Raw genomic sequence first — 17,472 nt, forward strand, 5'->3', positions numbered from 1 at the left:
TCCGGTGGAAGACTTAAACCAGTTAGGGGGCTGCATTCTCGCGCCAACGAGGGGTGTTACCTGCCCGCATTAAAAAAGAATACAAGCAAACCAAACAGGATGCCCAGTACAAAATTTATCCCTATCATTTTAAGTGTAAAGTCTGTCAACCTCTTTATCCATTCATGTTTGGGCTTAACTGTCTTATTATATGGACTAAACCAGGTGATGCCGGGTATTACAATTGGAAATGGGTCTTTATTATAGATCATTTCTAAAAAGTAATAGCCCAGAAAATGTACTATCCATGACAGCCCAAATGTTGTAGCAAACACAGCTACGACTACATCCATTATTATCTCTCCCACTGTGTATGTAAAGTTATCCTGGTATTAACAAATGTCATTGTGGATGTTCTTTTCAATGGCGAACCTGTCTGTTTTATAATTTCCCGAAAATAATACAAGTAATCACCTTCGCCAAACTTACTAAATTATCGTATATTTGCTATAGAAAAACTAAGACAATGAAACACCCTACCACCTTCCCGCAAACATTCTCCTGGCAACAAAATCAACCCACTTTTAAAATCCTCCCCAATTCGACAACAAACGGCAACAAAAACGACCGATTTCGGCTGTTATCCGTCAAATAACTAACAAAAATAAACAACACATCTACTTAACCACTATTTGAAGCTGTGCAGGGTTTAACCTATTAATCACACGGCCGCTGTCTTTTATCCACATATTAAACGTACCTTTGCGGCTTATTATATAAAAGTTCTTTAATTAATGATCACATTTTCGAGCCTCTCCCTGAGAGAGGAATTAACTCGTGCCGTAGAGGAACTGGGTTTTGAAACCCCGACCCCTATTCAGCAAAAAGTAATCCCCCATCTGTTATCTCAACCAACTGATATAATCGGCCTGGCTCAAACAGGCACCGGCAAAACCGCCGCTTTTGGACTTCCGCTACTGCACCATACCGACGTTGCACAAAGACACGTGCAAGCCCTGGTTCTCAGTCCTACACGCGAACTGTGTATGCAGATCCAGGAAGAATTTAAAAAATATGGCAAACACATGCGTGGCCTTAAAACCACAGCTGTGTACGGAGGCGTGCCCATTAGTGGCCAGATCCGTGAGGTGAAAGCCGGCCCTCAAATAATAGTGGCCACACCCGGCCGCCTGATAGACCTGCTGGAGCGTAAAGCGCTTTCGTTGGACCAGGTTCAGTACTTAGTGCTGGACGAGGCCGATGAGATGCTGAACATGGGCTTCCGCGAGGATATCGAGTTCATCCTGAAAAACACGCCTGAGCGCGAGTTTACCTGGTTGTTCTCAGCTACCATGAACAACGATGTGCGTAACATCGCCAAGCGTTTCATGAATAACTGGAAAGAGCACTCGGTAGCTGCCGCTAACGTTACTAACGAGAACATCGACCACCAATACTACGTTACCAACCACCACAACCGCTTCGAGACCCTGCGCCGCCTGCTCGATTTTACACCGGGTATATATGGTATCATCTTTACCCGCACCAAGCAGGATTGCCAGGACACGTCTGAAAAGCTGATGCGCATGGGCTACCATGTTAGTCCGCTGCACGGCGATATGGACCAGAAGATGCGCAGCAAGGTGATGGAACGCTTCAAGAGCAAGGCACTGCAGGCGATAGTAGCTACCGACGTAGCTGCCCGCGGTATCGACGTTAACGACATCACGCACGTTATCAACTACGAGTTGCCGGATGATCCTGAAGTGTACACACACCGTAGCGGCCGTACAGGCCGTGCGGGCAAGTCGGGCATCTGTATGTCGATAGTTAGCCCCAAAGAAATTTCAAACATTCGCCAGATAGAACGCATCGTTAAAGCCCGCTTCCACCGCAGCGATATTCCTGATGGTGCTGAAGTAGTGCGCAAGCGCCTGTTCCACTACCTGGAGCAAATAGAAACAGCTAAACCAAAAGGCGATTTCGCAGCAGTTTACCAGCAGTCCATCCACGAGCGTTTCGACGAAATGGATAAAGATGAACTGATACGCCGCCTGATATGGCTACAGCTGAAAGAGACCATCGATGCCTACCAGGATGCCGAAGACCTGAACGCAGGTTATGAGAATAAAGGAAGTAAGGGAGCAGCAAGTGGCCGTTCTTCAGTACGCCTGTTCATCAACCTGGGTATGAAAGATGGTATCACCAGCGCTGAAAAACTCCTGAACTTCATTACCGAGTCTACCGATATCGAACCGGGACTGGTTGACCGCATTACCGTTCGCGACCTGAGTAGCTTCTTTAATGTAAGCTCCAGCGCGGCCGAATTTATCGTAGCTACTCTTTCGGCCAAGAAATTCAAAGGCCGCAAGGTGCGCCTCGAAGAGGCCGAGCAACGCAGCGACCGTGGCGACAGGCCTGAACGTAGCGGCGGCGGAAGCCGTGGCGGCTATGGCGGCGGCAGGTCGTATGGCGGTGGTGGTCGTGGCGAAGGCGGTGGCCGTGGTGGCGACCGCGGAAGCTATGGTTCACGCGACGGCAGAGGTGGTGCAAAAGGCTCAGGTAGAAGATATTAGGTCAAATCCTAATAAAGAACTTGGCCGTTTGGGCTTTTAACAGTATTTTGCAACCAAATTTGAACGTGTATGAGGCTATTGGTACTTACTTTAATGTTCGCCGCAGGCAGCTTGAGCTCAAAAGCTCAGCAGGTTTGTGACGAACCTGCAACAGAAGCGGTAAAGACCGCTACTGCTGAGAAGAAAGGCTTAGCGAGCTACTACCACGACAAGTTTGAAGGACGCCAGACCGCTACAGGTGAGGTTTTTGACAATGATCGCTTTACAGCAGCCAGCAACCAATTCAAGCTCGGCTCTTATGTAAAAGTTACCAACCTTACCAACGGAGAGGTCATTTATGTTCGCATCAACGACCGCATGGCTAAGTCTAACACCCGTGTGATAGACCTGACCAGCCTGGCTGCCAAAAAACTGGAGTTCCACAAGAAAGGAATTACCAAAGTCAAGGTAGAGATCGTACCTGCTTCGGAGGCTAAACCTGCAATACTGGCCCAGCGTAAAGAGGCCGGCCTACAGGAAAGCCAACTTTAAAAGACGGATTAACACACAACATTATTCAGAGCTCCCAAACGGGGGCTCTGTCTTTTTTAGGCCTCAAGACCACTAAGATCAATCTTGTGATTTTTTCACTATAAAGGGAAGCACTACACCCTGGCCCAGGATGGTAAAAAGTATAACCAGCGTAGTTATAAATATGATCTCAGACCTCAACGGGAACACCTCACCATTCGGAAGGGTCTTTGGCAGGGCAATTGCTATAGCCAGTGAAACGATGCCACGCATCCCCGACCAGCTGATGATCAGGCTTTCGCGAGCACTCAGCATGAGCGTTTCGGAAAAATCGATGCCCCTGTTTTTGAATTTGGGGTGCTGCTGGGCGAGTTGCAACGACTTACGCATTTGAAACACCCTGACCGTACGCACTACCAGCGCCGTGATTGTAAGGAGCAAAGCTACGCCTGTGTACTGCCAGATCATGCTGCTCTCGATGGCATTGACCACCACCGGCACTTCAAGGCCAAGCATGATGAAGATAAAACCATTCAGAAGAAAGGCTATTAGCTGCCAGATCGTTTCAGACTCATTTTTTATCAGCTCCGGAAAGTTCTTCCTGCTGAAAAGGGACATTACGAGGCCCAACACCACCACCGCTATCACCCCCGAAAACTCAAACTCTTCTGCTACTATATATGCAATGAAAGGAGACAGCAACAGAACACTCAAAATGGCCAGGGAGTTGTTTTTCACCAACCGTAAAACCCGTGAGACAAGGAACCCCATCACAAAACCAACTACGGCTCCCCCCGCCAGTAGTACAAGAAAAGTAAGGGTGGCTTTCCAAAAAATGAAGGCTGTACCCGCCACGGCGCCTACGGCGAAACGATAGGCAACCAGGGCCGATGCATCGTTCAACAAACTTTCGCCTTCAAGTATGACTCTAGTTTTATGCGGCAGGTCCAGGTTTTTGGTGATACTCATTGCCGCTACAGCATCAGTCGCGGCCAGTATAGCCCCAAGCACAAAGGCGAGCGGCCAGGTCATCCCGGGAATCAGGTAATATGATACGACAGCGATGCAGCCTGTAGTTAAAAACACCAGCCCGAAAGCCATCGAACTAATAGTTCTGAAATGTTCTTTGAAATCCCTGATGGGAATATTAAAAGCGGCCTCATATAAAAGGGGCGGTAAAAAGAGGAGAAATATTATCTCCGGCTCAATTTCTATTTTATTCATCCCCGGGATAAAGCCTATGGCGATACCCATCACGATCAGCAATATTGGGGATGCCACCCTGATCTGCTCCGCCAGGGCTGAAAGGATGATCATAGCCCCGAGGATAGCTAATATGGTTGTGTAATGCTCCATAAACCAGGCTTTACTAAGCCGACGTTTGAAACAGGAAAGATATACCAAACATAATAGCTTTTTATCTGAGGAGAAATCGAACCTTCTGTACGCATATACATTTCACATATGCAACTATCCCTCAAAGCTATGTTAAGGGAATTGGGGGCTATATATCCTCACAATGCTGAAAATCAACCACTTACATACAAAAATCACCCCAAACCGGGCAGTTTGGTTCACACCGTTTTAACTGGACATATTAGTTTTTAGATTTATGCCGACTTGGTTAAGAGCCTATTTGGGGGGACCTTTGCTGTTCACAAAACGATAGAGAGTATGAGGAAGTTTGTAATGAGTATGATGATCGTTGTTGCGGGTCTTAGCATGAATCTCAACGCTGAAGCACAAAGCAGGAAAATAACCAATCCAGCGCAAGCGAACGGAATTGCCAGCTATTACCATAATAAATTTGAAGGTCGCCAAACCTCTACCGGCGAGATCTTCGACCAGGATAAGTTCACCGCAGCTAGCAATACCCTGAAACTGGGTACCTATGCCAAAGTAACAAACCTGAGCAATGGAGAAGTAGTATATGTGCGTATCAACGATCGTATGAACGCTGCTAATAAACGTTTGATAGACCTTACCAGCCAGGCCGCTACAAGCCTGAGGTTTAAGCAGAAAGGCATCACCAACGTACGTGTAGAACGTGTAAGTGCTGAAGAGGCACGCCCACAACTGCTGGCGCAGGAAAGGGAAGTAGCACGTGGCAACAAGCTATAATTTTTGTTCCATACAGATTTAAGAGTGGGCTCCCTTCGGGGGGCCTTTTCTTTTTGCTTAACTTGCCGTATGATCCTTGGCTCCATATATATTGATCAAAGCGAAGGCCGCGGCAACGGCGTCTTCACCAGTGAAGACATAGCAGCCGATACCATCGTCGAGCTCTCCCCGGTTATAGTAATGACGGAGAAAGAACGCAAACTGCTGGACCAGACATTACTGCACGACTATATATTTGAATGGACACCCAAAGGGATGGTTATGTGCTGCATGGCACAGGGGTATATCTCAGTGTACAATCATTCGTATGAATCCAACTGCGAATATTTCATGAATTATGATGATAATACCATCATGATCAGATCGGTGCGGCATATTGAACCGGGCGAAGAACTCACCATTAATTATAATGGCGACTGGAATGATGATAAGACGGTTTGGTTTGAGACTATTTAATGACCTTTGTTCACATCTAAACTAATCCACTATGGCCTGGGAAGAAAAAGACAACGCCCTCTACCAAAGTTTTACTTTCAAAGATTTCTCAGAAGCGTTCGCCTTCATGACCCGCGTGGCGCTGATAGCCGAAAAACAAAACCACCATCCCCGCTGGACCAATGTCTGGAACAAGGTAGAAGTGTGGCTCAACACCCACGATGCCGGTGATGTAGTAACGGATAGGGATAGAAAGCTAGCGCAGTCAATCGACAAGCTTACCGCTAATTAGTTTACTCTAAACACCGGATACCTCATATGTCCCGCCTCATAGTGCGGCGAACAGCGGTATACAAACTCTAGTTGCGCTTCAGCATCGTTAGCAAAAGCCGTATCTGCGGCACACCTTTGTTTTAACCGGGCTGCTAGCACCGGATCTTTTTTCAGCATTTCACCGGCTTCGTCTTCAAACACGTAGTCACTGAAATATTCCTTCTGCTGCAGTATGGCATCAAAGAATCCCCAGGCAAAGAAGGCATCAGGAGCAGTTGGTTCCAGCGTTTCTATTAAATAGCGCTTAGCTTTTTGATCCATCGGAATGATGTAATCGCCTCTCATCATTCTCACCTTCTTCATTTCATTTGCGGCCTGCACATTGCTGTGCTGGTAGTGGCCTTCGTAAGGACGTTTGCCAGTTTCATAGTTGGTGATCGTATATACCTGTACTTCCATCACACTATCACGTTGCAATGGTTGCATTTGAACGTCATTCATCTTCAGCCTTTCAATTACCCTGCCCCATCCTTGTGGTATTACATACGCTCTTGGCGCGGGCACTTCTGATTTGGCTACATAAGTATTGTAGAACGGTACCTGTTTACTGTACGGCTTGCTTCTGTCATAGTACAATCTTGGTTGTCCTGATACTCCACTTGGCTTATACCCTGCCTCGTACCCTTTGAATTCTATGGTCGATGGCTGCGTCGTATCAACCGCCCATTCCAGCGTGAAAGCGTTTTCCTTCTGTATCGCTTCCCTGTCTTGTTTCCTTGTGGCTTTTATCTGCGTTGCGTTTTCAGATGCTGTATTGATCAGGCTCTGCATCAGTGCGTAAGTCGCCTCTACCCTATCCTTGAATGGCTTCAGCATGTGCGTCTCCGGCACAAAACCATACGTCTGAAACAGCGCAGCAAACCCGCTGGCAAACCTTGGCCCCTCGTGAAATGCGATCCAACCTTTATCAGGTGTATGCCCCCAGTGATTTACGTAAGGCACCAGGTCGTACCCACGCTTTTTCATATCGGCGTAAATAGCCGGTTCCAGTTGCTTGTTTAGGTATGTACCCATGCTACCGCCCAGCTTGTTGTGTTGGGTAGCCAGCAAGGTCATCAGGTGCTGGTAGTCGGCGCCATTACTTACGTGGTTATCGATAAACAGGTCCGGATCCAACCTATGGAAGAGCTGCACCAGGCTCTGCGTTTCCTTAGCGTCCAGCTTGATGAAATCCCTGTTCAGGTCGAGGTTTTGTGCATTGCCACGGAAACCGTATTCTTCAGGTCCGTTCTGGTTGGTGCGGCTGGTGCTGTTCCTGTTTAGGGCCCCTCCGATGTTGAATACAGGCACAACGGCCAGCATCACGTTATCAGGCAGCTTAACCTTCCCCGAGGCGATATCGCGCAGCAGCATCATGCTGGCGTCGATGCCGTCCGGTTCGCCGGGATGTATACCGTTATTGATCAATATGACGATATTGCCGCTATTTTTCCACTCATCAATATTAAAATTGCTGCGATTATTGCACAGCACCACATGAAGCGGGTATAGCACATCTGTAGCGCCAGCTTCCTGCATCTTTATTGTTGAGTACTTTTTATCCAAAGCATTATAGAAATCAATGGTTTGTAAGTAGGTAGCTGAGCGTTTCCCTTTACTCTCTTCAAACACCGTTAGTTGCTGAGCTTTGGCATTTACATGAGCGATAGCCAGTAATAAAAGCAGCTTTTTCATCATGGTTTAAAAGTACTACTGAAGAGCTGTTTTAACTAATTCCTGATGAGATGACTGTCTAGCTTTAAGGTTTATTTAATCAACCCGTTAAGCTGTTTAACGATTGTAATATATGGCTGGCACGCGTTTTTTTACCTGAGGTGTATGAAAGATGGAAATGCTATGAAAGAAGAATTGTTGGCACGATTGATTGATGAGACGTTTTCTAAGATTGCATGTCCTTTGGAAGGTAATGGGATGTATGAGGAGATAAGAAAGGCCGTAATGGATGCTTATACGCTTGGCACTAAGACTCAGGAAGATATTATTCTGGAGACTGTTATCCCTACCTCAGCTTGAAGGACTTAGGATTGTTTGTTTCATACGAGGCAGCCGGGACCACTTTATAGAAGGGAGCCCGGCTGTTCATTTTAGAGCAAATGCAACCGGACGCGATACGAACGAAACAAAGGCATTATGTGCACAAGAGGCTCAAGAGGAAGCTGTATATCTACCTGGCTATCTTTTTTGCCATGCTTATCGTTTCGCTATACGATATACTGATGGGTTATATCAATGCCCTACAGGCAGCAGGCGGCTGGGCTTTCGGCATGATTATAGGTTACGCAGCCGGCCGTATGTCTAAAATCATGTGGCACGAAGAGTTGGAGCAGGTCATCGCCAAACGCGACACCACCGGCATCATCATTCTCATCGTATACATGAGTTTCTCACTCAGCCGTAACTGGATACTAGCTCACTGGATAACGGGGAATATGCTGACCGCCCTTGCATTTTGCATAGTAACAGGCTCCCGCTTCGGCAGGATCGTCAGCATACGGAAGAATATTAAAAAAATACTGCGCGAGCAGGGTATTATTTAGCGTTCGCGAAGAACATGGTCTTCTCTTCCTTAGTGTGCTGTTTTACAAACATCTTGTGCTTAGTGGGCTGCACGTGGTTGTTGCGACGCAGACCGTACCTATACTTTTGGCGCAGGCAAGATGACATACCTACAGCAATGCACAATAAAACCGCAACAGTAGTAAAACGTTTCATACTATAAATTATTCTTTGCTTAAAAATAATGCAAAAACTAATTGGTAGGTAGTTCTAGCCCAAGGTTATTAAACCTTGCGAAAAACCGCTATTTATTGGCTGGGGAACCGCTACAAAACCCTTAGGTGGACGGGTGCGCTGGCCGGGACAGCCGGTAGCCTTGCGCGGACCGTAGCAGGAAGAAAGAAGGACGATAGATAGTAAGGCAGAGAAAACAATAACTCGACGCACAGTTCAAATTTAATGCTAATGTACTGCAATTCACCTTTTTAGACAAAACGGCCCGGTCACGCTAATGTCAATCTCTGTGCTGCGAGGTTACTATTCACACCAAAAACAGCAATCATTCGTTAATAACAAAAAGCCTTTATTTTTCGTTGTGTCATATTTATGTTAAAACAGGCTTTTTCACCCAACTAAACGCAAGTAAGCAAGGTCTATATAAGCAGTGTTTCATTTACTTCTATTAAGAATGTAAATAATTAGCCTGGATTCTTCCGGGCTTTTTCGTTAGCTATTGTCGCGTTGCAGATGTTTGCCCGCAGAGCAATTTCCACCCGTCGGGGCGCTTGATGACCGAGCCTGTTTCCATCAAAATCATCGAATTAACTACACCAGATGTATTAGTAGTTACTGATTCCAGTTTGCCGGTATAACAAGCCATATCTTTTGAAAGTGGCACTATGCGCAGACTCAGCCACTTATTATCAATACTGCGAACGGTCGACGCGTTTTGTTTAATGATAGCTGCTATCGAATCATATCCCAGGCTGCGATCATAGCCTGGAGGTACCCAAAAAAAGTCAGCGGTGCTATCAAGGTATTCAAATTCAGCCAGCAATCCGTCTTTCCTTATATCGTTGTAGTAATCGTTCAGGACAGTTTCTACCTCTTTGGTGACTTGTGCTTTTTGTTTCCCTGAAAGTGGGTGCCCCGGCTGTGAGCAGGAAGCCAACAGTATGATGAGGACCGGTATACACAAACGTTTCATGAGTGGTGTGTTTCACTAAAATTAACCTAATCTCTTTAACTTGTCGCCGATGACTTTGATACGTTTTGCAACTATTGACGATGCCGCTACCATCCGCAACCTTGCTGAGGCCGTGTGGTGGCCCACCTACACTCCAATACTCACCGAGCCGCAGATAAATTATATGCTCGATACCATGTACGATCTCGAGAGCATAAAAACACAGATCAGCACAGACGAGCAGACGTATCTCCTACTTATCGAAAATGACAGACCCATGGGGTTTGCCGCCTACTCTCCGCGCAAAGAAAATCCTGCGATCTACAAGCTGCATAAGCTGTATGTTTTGCCGGAAACGCATGGCAGTGGTTTTGGCCGACTGTTATTAGCAGAAGTAGAAAAAGCAGTACTCAACGCAGGCAAAACAACGCTGGAGCTAAACGTGAACCGTTACAACCCTGCTAAGAGCTTTTATGAAAAAATGGGCTTTGTTATAGCCTATGAAGAAGACATAGACATTGGCCGCGGCTACCAGATGAACGATTTTGTAATGCGGAAGGTGCTGGTGTAGGCCACTATTTTCCGATTCTATCTTTAGGTATGATCACCAAGCTTTTACCCGACCAAATGGAAATGTATTTTTCCGATACTGTCGACACCTGCGACTGACCCGTGATCTTTTCATATAACTTCACCGTGCAAATATCAGTAGGCGTGATGTAAGGACTAAATTCGGGAAGATGCGTATGAAGCTGCCCCATAGTGTTTGATTCCTCAGCAGGATATTTGAATTGAATAAGACTTTTGTGCATCGGCTGCATTGATTTCACTTCGTATTTATCGCCAAAACGAATTAGATAGTCGTTACCAAGCAAAAGCATCCCAGGCTCGCTCGTACCAGTCATCACATACACGTCCTTTCTCTTCGCATCTACCAATGGTACAATATTCATTTGCGTGCCACGGTAGTATTTAAAATTTGTGTCGCGCTCTAACACTTCTGCGGCTTTTTTCCTCAACGTGTAATACTCATGCTCCAGTGGTGTAAAGCTTCGCTCTTCAAGACTGGCAAAACCCTGCTCCAGCGAATAACTTGTATCAAATGAGACCGTTCCAATTACAACTGGCGTTTCGGCTTTAGAAAAGAAGATGCATTTCGTTATCAATCCCTCGGGATAGGAAAAATAGCCTCCAATCTTACTTTTGTCATCATATTTGGCCATAAAGATATCAGTTCCGTACCATGAAGCCATTTCTGATCTGTACAACAACATCGCTTCGTCCGCAATACCAGACGCGATTTTTTCAAGGTCAGGCGTTGTGAGCTGCTGGGCGGGAACCTGAGCAAACGATACACCTGCACCTAAAAGGGCAAGAGCAAATAGGATAGTTTTCATAAAAACCGGTTTGCTGTAAGATAGTATACTGATGCGACGAATTATAGCATAATCCCCATGCCACTTCGACCTAAACCACTTCTGGTCGAAGTATTTACTTCGCCCCACCCCCTTGCCAGCATCCGCTGGCTGCAGCGCAATTACACAGAGTAGATAATAGTTACCGGTTGTCCTGCAGCGGTTGCTCGTCAGCCTGCTTTTTTCCTTTACGCGTCTTGGTTGGCTCTGACTGTTGCGGTGCGGGTGTCGGCGATGTAGCAGCAACACGATAGTCCTTAAACTTCACCAGCTTACCGCCTTTGAACGTGCCTTCCATATCCACATTACCTTCTCCATCCCAAACTTTCCAGGTATCAATAGGTACATTGTCTTTAAAATACATCTCGATAGCCTTCTTCTTCGTCTCGCTATTGAGGTAAATAAACTCACCGTCCCATATAGACCGCTGCTGCAGCACTTTTGTAAAATCATAGAACTGGCTGACAAATCGTTCGGCGCCAGCCAGCGCGGTGTTGCTCTCATCATACTCTATTCTGCGGCGGCTTTCCATATGCCACCAGTCTTTGTCCAGCCTGTCGGCTTCAGAATAACCGTCCTTTGTAAATTCCTTGACCACATCGTTAAACACCGTTTCCAGCTGCGCCTGGGTAAAGGCCTTATAGCTCTCGGTGACCATGGCCTGTTTAAAAAGACCGTAAGCCACCCATTTACCATCCGCCATACCATTCACAAAATTCTTTTCGGCCACCAACGTGCCATCCACCCACCAATAGTTGAATTTGCCATTCTTTACACCGCGGTTATAGTTGCCCTGGAAAGCCTTTTGGCCATTCACAAAGTAAAAAGTGCAGATGCCCTCAAATTCCTTAGTAGGGAACATGTTCATGTACAGGTCCAGTTCTTCTACTTTATTCTGTCTCGGATCGTAGAGTTGGGTAGTATCCAGCGGCCAGACCATTTCGCCAGCATCAGCGGTTTTCCAGGCATAGAAATAATCGCCCTCAAACTTCTTGGCACCGTTAGGGTAATATTCTACTTTCTTTTGCGCGATGGATTGACAGCCTGCAGCAAGCAATATGATCAGGAAAAACGTTCTCATAGAAAACCGGAATTAAAGCGGCAAACCAAAGATAGCCAACTCGGATGAACCAAATTTTAATATGTTGCCAATATTTTGTATATTTGCTATGGTAAATGCCGGAGGTTTACGGCAGAGCTCGTCACCAATTCCGGGAATTCTTTAATTCCACAAATTCCGTTTCAGACAACAAAACACAACTCACATGAAAGCAATCGCCTATACAACACAGAAGAAACATTATGATCGCAACCACTTGATTTACAAGTCTGTCAGTTTAAAAAACCTTCAAAAACGACAACAAACTGTAACAAATTTGATTCGAAAGCTGCTTCAGCATTGCTTTCCAGCTTTTACGTTTTACCTGTTGCCAAACCCTTAATTTTGTTGTCCAGATTATGGCAGAAAAGAAAACGGCTGCAAAGAAGAAAGGAATTAAGTCGGTAGAAGGAATATCCCAGCCACAGCTAGAGCACAATTTAGAAACCCCGCTAAATGACCACGGCGGTGGTGACGTAATATTTATCAAAGGAGCCCGCATGCACAATCTCAAGAATGTGGATGCCTCCATTCCCCGAAACAAACTGGTGGTAGTGACCGGAGTATCAGGCTCAGGCAAATCGAGCCTGACCATGGATACCCTGTTTGCCGAAGGCCAGCGCCGCTACGCGGAAAGCCTCAGCGCTTACGCCCGCCAGTTCCTTATGCGCATGGACAAGCCCGATGTAGATTACATCCGCGGTATTTGTCCGGCTATTGCGATTGAACAAAAGGTAACCACCCGCACGCCCCGCAGTACCGTGGGTAGCATGACGGAGATATACGATTACCTGCGCTTGTTGTTTGCACGCGTCGGACATACATTTTCCCCCATCAGCGGGAACGAGGTGAAGAAGGACGATGTGACCGATGTGGTGAACTACGTGGAGACATTGCCTAAGGGTACCAAGGTGCAGATCATAGTACCACTGATAACGCGCTACAACCGCAGTGTAAAAGAAGAGCTGAATATCCTGATGCAAAAAGGCTTCAGCCGTGTGCATGCCAAGAGTGTAGACAAGCCGATACGCATTGAAGACGTGCTGGCAGATACCGACCCTGAAACAACAAAACTGGTCACAAAAGGCAAAGAGATCTACCTGCTGATAGACCGCATAGTGACCAAAGACTTTGACGAAGACGACCTGCACCGCCTGGCCGATAGTATACAGACAGCCTTCTATGAAAGCGAGGGCGACTGCCTGCTGGAGCTGGACGGCAAAAAGATGGTGAACTTCAACAACCGCTTTGAGGCCGATGGGATGAAGTTTGAAGAACCCACGCCCAACCTGTTCTCCTTCAATAACCCATACGGTGCTTGTCCGCAATGCGAAGGCTTTGGACAAGTGCTGGGTATAGACGAAGACCTGGTAATACCTGACCGCAGGCTTAGTGTGTACGAAGGCGCCGTAGCCTGTTGGCGCGGCGAGAAGATGAGCGAATGGCAAGCTGCCTTCATCCGCACCGCATCTAAGTTCGATTTCCCGATACACAAAGCTATAGCCGACCTGACTGATGCTGAAAACGAGTTGCTGTGGAAAGGCAATGCCAAAGTGAATGGCATCCGCGATTTCTTCAAAATGGTAGAGGAAAACCTGTACAAGGTGCAATACCGCGTGATGCAGGCCCGCTACCGTGGCCGTACTGTTTGTCCGACCTGTGAGGGTACCCGCCTGCGCAAAGAAGCAAGCTATGTAAAGGTGAGCGGAGCTACTATTGGCAAGCTGATGTTCATACCTGCCGATGAACTGTACGAATGGTTCAAAGGCATGAAGCTGAACGAACACGATGCCGCTATTGCCAAACGTATACAAATAGAAATAGACCAAAGACTGAAGACACTGCTCGATGTGGGTCTTGGATACCTGACGCTAAGCCGCCTCGCCAACACACTGAGTGGTGGTGAAAGCCAGCGTATACAGCTCACCAAGTTTTTGGGCAGTAACCTGACCGATTCTTTATACATCCTCGATGAACCGAGTATCGGCCTACACTCACGTGATACAGAGCGCTTGATAGGTGTACTGAAAAACCTTCGCGACCTCGGCAACACCGTGGTAGTGGTAGAGCACGATGAGATGATGATGCGCGAGGCTGATCATATCATTGATATGGGTCCGCTGGCCAGTCACCTCGGTGGCGAAGTAGTGGCAGCAGGCAATTATCGTGAGCTGGTAGCCAACCCGCGCAGCCTGACTGGTAAATACCTGGGCGGCGAATTAACCATAGATGTACCGAAGATAAAACGCAGACCAAAAGGTGCGATACGAATAGAAGGCTGCCGCCAAAATAACCTGAAAGACGTCGCTGTAGATTTTCCGCTGAACCTGCTTTGTGTTGTAACCGGCGTAAGCGGTAGCGGTAAAACCACATTGGTGAAACAAACCTTTTACCCAGCCCTGCAAAAACACCTGGGCGAGGGCACCGAAAGACCGGGGCACTTCAGAGAGCTTACGGGCGACCTGGAACGCATCACTCATGTAGAGATGGTAGACCAGAACCCGATAGGCAAATCGAGCCGCAGTAACCCTGTTACTTATATCAAAGCATGGGATGAGATTAGGAAGCTGTTCACTAAGCAACCACTGGCCAAGATGCGCGGCTTTGCAGAAAAGCATTTCTCATTTAACACCGACGGTGGCCGTTGTGATACTTGTAAAGGTGAAGGTGAAGTAATTGTTGAGATGCAGTTCCTGGCTGACGTGCACCTGCTGTGCGAAAGCTGTAAAGGCAAGCGCTTTAAAGACGAGGTGCTGGAGATCACTTACCGCGGCAAGAACGTGTTCCAGGTGTTGGATATGGGTGTGGATGAAGCCATAGAGTTCTTCAAAGACGAAAAGAAACTGGCCAAAGCCCTGCAGCCACTTACCGATGTGGGTCTGGGTTATGTAAAGCTTGGCCAAAGCAGTGATACCCTCAGCGGCGGTGAAGCTCAGCGTGTAAAACTTGCTTCGTTTCTGGGCAAGGGTGCGGGCAAAGACAAAGTGTTGTTCATATTTGATGAGCCTACAACCGGCCTGCACTTCCACGACATCAAAAAACTACTGGCTTCATTCGATGCGCTGATAGAGAACGGACATTCCATCATAGTGATAGAACACAATACCGATGTGATCAAAAGCGCCGATTGGGTGATCGATCTCGGGCCCGAGGGCGGCATCAATGGTGGCCACCTGTTGTACGAAGGCGAACCCGAAGGATTGAAGAAGATAAAAGAAAGTTATACAGGCAGATATATGTAGCAGAGTATTGGTACAATTATTAAGTAAACCCTATCGTATGAACATGCTGAAATATTTCTCAGCCATCCTTATTGCCGGGATGCTGGCATCCTGCAACAACAATCGAACAGACGAGGAAACCCGCGAGGTAGATACGCTGCTTGAAACCGACGAAAGTGCGGCCGACCTGACGACGAAGGATATAGACAGCATGTGTTACCTGCTGGTAGAAGGTGCTACCATACAGGATACCAAAGTGCTGAAACTCGTGATAGACGGAGATGACGTAACGGGCGCGCTCATGTATCTTCCACATGAAAAAGATGCGCGCTTCGGCAATATACGCGGCAGCCGGGATGGCGACATTATCTTCGGCACCTGGTTTTATGACCAGGAGGGTGAGAAAGACTCGATAGACATTTCGTTTAAAAAGGATGGCAACGATATGCTCCAGCAAGTTCCATCCTTCAATGAAAAAACAGGTCGCGAATACCTGAACACTTCCAGTCCGTACAGCATACGCTATTCACCGACCGATTGCCGTAACTTACCACAACACAAGATCGACTACTCCCGATGAAACTGTATCTCTCTTCATACCGAATGGGTGACAAGGTCGATAAGCTAAAAGAACTTATCGGCGATGAAAACAAGGCTGCGTTCATTCCCAATGCCTGCGATGGCATGGATCCGGAAGAAGTAAAACATCTTATCGACCGCGATCTCGAAGACCTGCGGCAGGCGGGCCTCGAACCAACAGTACTTGATCTCAAAGACTATTTCGGCAAGTGCGATGCGCTCAAACACGAGTTACATAAATATTTCGTCATCTGGGTTAGAGGCGGCAATACCTTCGTACTGCGACAAGCCATGAAGCTGAGTGGCATGGACACTATACTTGAATCGATGTGGGTAGCTAGGGTGAACAAAGTGTATGGTGGTTACAGTGCAGGTGTTTGCGTTCTTTCGCACTCGCTTAAGGGCATACGTCTTGCCGATGATCCCAACGTAAAACCTTACGGAGAAGAACATGAAACTATCTGGGAGGGATTAGAGATCCTCCCCTACTACATCGTTCCGCATTACAGGTCAGACCATTTTGAATCACCACTGGCCGAGAAAGTAGTACAGTACTACATCGACCACAAGATGCTGTTCAAAGCCCTGCACGATGGCGAGGTGGTTATTATCAAATAACTAAGCAAAACGCGGGTGGTATTTCTCCAGCGTTTGCCGCAGGTAGCTGCGATCAAGGTGCGTATATATCTCGGTAGTGGTAATACTCTTGTGCCCCAGCATCTCTTGCACAGCACGTAAGTCGGCACCAGCTTCTACCAGGTGCGTAGCAAATGAATGGCGTAGCGTGTGCGGGTGAATGTTTTTCTTGATGCCACACTTAGCAGTCAGGTCTTTCAATATCATGAACACCATGACCCGCGAAAGCTTGCTGCCCCTGCGGTTAAGAAAGAGTATATCTTCCTGCCCCTGCTTTATCGGCATATGAGGGCGTACGTGGTCTTTATAAAGCTTCACCTGCGTCGCAGCACTATCGCCAATAGGTACCAGGCGTTCTTTATTACCCTTACCTACTACGCGCACGAAACCAATGTCGAGGTAAAGGCTGGAAATAGTGAGGCCGACCAGTTCACTCACACGCAATCCGCAGCTATACATAGTTTCCAACATAGCGCGGTTGCGCTGGCCGTCTGGTGTACTATGGTCAATAACAGTAAACAGCTGTTCTATTTCATCGATGCTAAGAAAAGAAGGCAGGGCTCGTTTCAGCTTAGGTGCCTCCAGCAGCATAGTAGGATCCTGTTTCACCACTTCCTCAAGCGAAAGGTAGCGATAGAATGCTTTGATACCGCTAATGACCCTTGCCTGCGTGCCCGCCGAGAGTTCGAGCTTATTGATATGCTCCGTCAGCGCCTGAAGGTGCTTCAGCTCTATGGCGTCTACACCAAGTCCGCTGTAGTTATCCGCAACGAAACCGCCCAGCAGAGCTACGTCATGCAGGTACGCCTCCACTGTATTATCAGACAGTGAACGTTCTAACTGTAAATAAGCTTTAAATCCCTTTAGGTATGCGTCCCACACGGAC

Annotated in this window: 19 protein-coding genes; 11 read left to right on the plus strand and 8 right to left on the minus strand. The window is 47.2% G+C overall.

All coding sequences use genetic code 11. The annotated features are described in order from the left end of the window. Positions 1–56: 56 nt before the first annotated feature. Complete coding sequence (locus P2W83_RS16420) at positions 57–347, minus strand: hypothetical protein (RefSeq protein WP_276134856.1); 291 nt, start codon at positions 345–347, stop codon at positions 57–59. 426 nt (positions 348–773) lie between these two features. On the opposite strand from P2W83_RS16420, the gene P2W83_RS16425 reads away from it, so the two are divergent. Beyond that, positions 774–2,555: a DEAD/DEAH box helicase gene (locus P2W83_RS16425; protein WP_276134857.1), complete on the plus strand. Its 1,782-nt coding sequence runs from the start codon at positions 774–776 to the stop codon at positions 2,553–2,555. Positions 2,556–2,624: 69 nt separating this feature from the next. After that, a complete protein-coding gene (locus tag P2W83_RS16430) occupies positions 2,625–3,086 on the plus strand; it encodes a septal ring lytic transglycosylase RlpA family protein (RefSeq protein WP_276134858.1) in 462 nt (153 codons plus the stop codon). Between the two features lie 78 nt (positions 3,087–3,164). Here the strand turns inward: P2W83_RS16430 and P2W83_RS16435 are convergent, their stop codons facing one another. Then, positions 3,165–4,421, minus strand: a complete 1,257-nt coding sequence (locus P2W83_RS16435) for a Na+/H+ antiporter (RefSeq protein ID WP_276134859.1) — start codon at positions 4,419–4,421, stop codon at positions 3,165–3,167. A 318-nt stretch (positions 4,422–4,739) separates the two neighbouring features. Here P2W83_RS16435 and P2W83_RS16440 point away from each other — a divergent pair, with 318 nt between their 5' ends. From P2W83_RS16440 to P2W83_RS16450, 3 genes are all read left to right on the plus strand, one after another. Then, positions 4,740–5,186 (plus strand): septal ring lytic transglycosylase RlpA family protein, encoded by a 447-nt coding sequence (locus tag P2W83_RS16440; protein ID WP_276134860.1) that lies wholly within the window; start codon positions 4,740–4,742, stop codon positions 5,184–5,186. Positions 5,187–5,255: 69 nt separating this feature from the next. Continuing rightward, positions 5,256–5,642 (plus strand): SET domain-containing protein-lysine N-methyltransferase, encoded by a 387-nt coding sequence (locus tag P2W83_RS16445; RefSeq protein ID WP_276134861.1) that lies wholly within the window; start codon positions 5,256–5,258, stop codon positions 5,640–5,642. A 31-nt stretch (positions 5,643–5,673) separates the two neighbouring features. Beyond that, positions 5,674–5,913 carry a 4a-hydroxytetrahydrobiopterin dehydratase gene (locus P2W83_RS16450; RefSeq protein ID WP_276134862.1) on the plus strand — a complete coding sequence of 80 codons (240 nt, stop codon included), beginning with the start codon at positions 5,674–5,676 and terminating at the stop codon, positions 5,911–5,913. Here P2W83_RS16450 and P2W83_RS16455 read toward each other — a convergent pair. Beyond that, positions 5,910–7,631, minus strand: a complete 1,722-nt coding sequence (locus P2W83_RS16455; RefSeq protein ID WP_276134863.1) for a M14 family metallopeptidase — start codon at positions 7,629–7,631, stop codon at positions 5,910–5,912. The two genes, P2W83_RS16450 and P2W83_RS16455, sit on opposite strands and share 4 nt — an antisense overlap. A 141-nt stretch (positions 7,632–7,772) precedes the next feature. Here P2W83_RS16455 and P2W83_RS16460 point away from each other — a divergent pair, with 141 nt between their 5' ends. Both P2W83_RS16460 and P2W83_RS16465 read left to right on the plus strand, forming a co-directional pair. Next, complete coding sequence (locus tag P2W83_RS16460) at positions 7,773–7,967, plus strand: hypothetical protein (protein ID WP_276134864.1); 195 nt, start codon at positions 7,773–7,775, stop codon at positions 7,965–7,967. Positions 7,968–8,086: 119 nt separating this feature from the next. Next, positions 8,087–8,491: a hypothetical protein gene (locus P2W83_RS16465; protein WP_276134865.1), complete on the plus strand. Its 405-nt coding sequence runs from the start codon at positions 8,087–8,089 to the stop codon at positions 8,489–8,491. Here the strand turns inward: P2W83_RS16465 and P2W83_RS16470 are convergent. Beyond that, complete coding sequence (locus P2W83_RS16470; RefSeq protein ID WP_276134866.1) at positions 8,484–8,666, minus strand: hypothetical protein; 183 nt, start codon at positions 8,664–8,666, stop codon at positions 8,484–8,486. The genes P2W83_RS16465 and P2W83_RS16470 overlap by 8 nt on opposite strands. Positions 8,667–9,180: 514 nt before the next feature. After that, complete coding sequence (locus P2W83_RS16475) at positions 9,181–9,657, minus strand: nuclear transport factor 2 family protein (protein ID WP_276134867.1); 477 nt, start codon at positions 9,655–9,657, stop codon at positions 9,181–9,183. 49 nt (positions 9,658–9,706) lie between these two features. Between P2W83_RS16475 and P2W83_RS16480 the strand changes: the two genes are divergently transcribed. Further along, positions 9,707–10,207, plus strand: coding sequence for a GNAT family N-acetyltransferase (locus P2W83_RS16480; protein ID WP_276134868.1), 501 nt, complete (start codon positions 9,707–9,709; stop codon positions 10,205–10,207). 4 nt (positions 10,208–10,211) lie between these two features. Here P2W83_RS16480 and P2W83_RS16485 read toward each other — a convergent pair whose 3' ends face one another. Beyond that, the gene (locus P2W83_RS16485; RefSeq protein WP_276134869.1) at positions 10,212–11,033 is read right to left on the minus strand and encodes a hypothetical protein; all 822 of its coding nucleotides are present in this window, start codon (positions 11,031–11,033) and stop codon (positions 10,212–10,214) included. A gap of 160 nt (positions 11,034–11,193) precedes the next feature. Then, positions 11,194–12,132 carry a toxin-antitoxin system YwqK family antitoxin gene (locus P2W83_RS16490; protein WP_276134870.1) on the minus strand — a complete coding sequence of 313 codons (939 nt, stop codon included), beginning with the start codon at positions 12,130–12,132 and terminating at the stop codon, positions 11,194–11,196. A 518-nt stretch (positions 12,133–12,650) separates the two neighbouring features. Here P2W83_RS16490 and uvrA point away from each other — a divergent pair. Genes uvrA through P2W83_RS16505 form a run of 3 tightly spaced genes read left to right on the plus strand, consistent with a single transcriptional unit; the run spans position 12,651 to position 16,568 of the window. Beyond that, positions 12,651–15,392 (plus strand): excinuclease ABC subunit UvrA, encoded by a 2,742-nt coding sequence (gene uvrA / locus P2W83_RS16495; protein WP_420831820.1) that lies wholly within the window; start codon positions 12,651–12,653, stop codon positions 15,390–15,392. A gap of 37 nt (positions 15,393–15,429) precedes the next feature. Beyond that, positions 15,430–15,951: a hypothetical protein gene (locus P2W83_RS16500; RefSeq protein WP_276134872.1), complete on the plus strand. Its 522-nt coding sequence runs from the start codon at positions 15,430–15,432 to the stop codon at positions 15,949–15,951. Beyond that, positions 15,948–16,568, plus strand: a complete 621-nt coding sequence (locus P2W83_RS16505) for a Type 1 glutamine amidotransferase-like domain-containing protein (protein WP_276134873.1) — start codon at positions 15,948–15,950, stop codon at positions 16,566–16,568. Before P2W83_RS16500 ends, P2W83_RS16505 begins: the two co-directional genes overlap by 4 nt. On the opposite strand, the gene xerD is transcribed toward P2W83_RS16505, so the two are convergent. Continuing rightward, positions 16,569–17,468, minus strand: coding sequence for a site-specific tyrosine recombinase XerD (gene xerD / locus P2W83_RS16510; protein WP_276134874.1), 900 nt, complete (start codon positions 17,466–17,468; stop codon positions 16,569–16,571). It lies immediately after the preceding gene. Positions 17,469–17,472 lie beyond the last annotated feature (4 nt).

The organism is Polluticoccus soli (assembly GCF_029269745.1).
GTDB classification, from domain to species: Bacteria; Bacteroidota; Bacteroidia; order Chitinophagales; family Chitinophagaceae; genus Polluticoccus; species Polluticoccus soli.

Bases quoted from the DNA above. Each gene is read 5' to 3' on its own strand.
- P2W83_RS16475 (WP_276134867.1), bottom strand. From the start codon at position 9,657: ATGAAACGTTTGTGTATACCGGTCCTCATCATACTGTTGGCTTCCTGC.
- P2W83_RS16500 (WP_276134872.1), top strand. From the start codon at position 15,430: ATGAACATGCTGAAATATTTCTCAGCCATCCTTATTGCCGGGATGCTG.
- P2W83_RS16440 (WP_276134860.1), top strand. From the start codon at position 4,740: ATGAGGAAGTTTGTAATGAGTATGATGATCGTTGTTGCGGGTCTTAGC.
- P2W83_RS16430 (WP_276134858.1), top strand. From the start codon at position 2,625: ATGAGGCTATTGGTACTTACTTTAATGTTCGCCGCAGGCAGCTTGAGC.
- P2W83_RS16460 (WP_276134864.1), top strand. From the start codon at position 7,773: ATGAAAGATGGAAATGCTATGAAAGAAGAATTGTTGGCACGATTGATT.
- P2W83_RS16505 (WP_276134873.1), top strand. From the start codon at position 15,948: ATGAAACTGTATCTCTCTTCATACCGAATGGGTGACAAGGTCGATAAG.
- P2W83_RS16450 (WP_276134862.1), top strand. From the start codon at position 5,674: ATGGCCTGGGAAGAAAAAGACAACGCCCTCTACCAAAGTTTTACTTTC.
- P2W83_RS16480 (WP_276134868.1), top strand. From the start codon at position 9,707: ATGACTTTGATACGTTTTGCAACTATTGACGATGCCGCTACCATCCGC.
- P2W83_RS16455 (WP_276134863.1), bottom strand. From the start codon at position 7,631: ATGATGAAAAAGCTGCTTTTATTACTGGCTATCGCTCATGTAAATGCC.
- P2W83_RS16490 (WP_276134870.1), bottom strand. From the start codon at position 12,132: ATGAGAACGTTTTTCCTGATCATATTGCTTGCTGCAGGCTGTCAATCC.
- P2W83_RS16425 (WP_276134857.1), top strand. From the start codon at position 774: ATGATCACATTTTCGAGCCTCTCCCTGAGAGAGGAATTAACTCGTGCC.
- P2W83_RS16485 (WP_276134869.1), bottom strand. From the start codon at position 11,033: ATGAAAACTATCCTATTTGCTCTTGCCCTTTTAGGTGCAGGTGTATCG.
- P2W83_RS16445 (WP_276134861.1), top strand. From the start codon at position 5,256: ATGATCCTTGGCTCCATATATATTGATCAAAGCGAAGGCCGCGGCAAC.
- P2W83_RS16435 (WP_276134859.1), bottom strand. From the start codon at position 4,421: ATGGAGCATTACACAACCATATTAGCTATCCTCGGGGCTATGATCATC.
- P2W83_RS16470 (WP_276134866.1), bottom strand. From the start codon at position 8,666: ATGAAACGTTTTACTACTGTTGCGGTTTTATTGTGCATTGCTGTAGGT.
- uvrA (WP_420831820.1), top strand. From the start codon at position 12,651: ATGCACAATCTCAAGAATGTGGATGCCTCCATTCCCCGAAACAAACTG.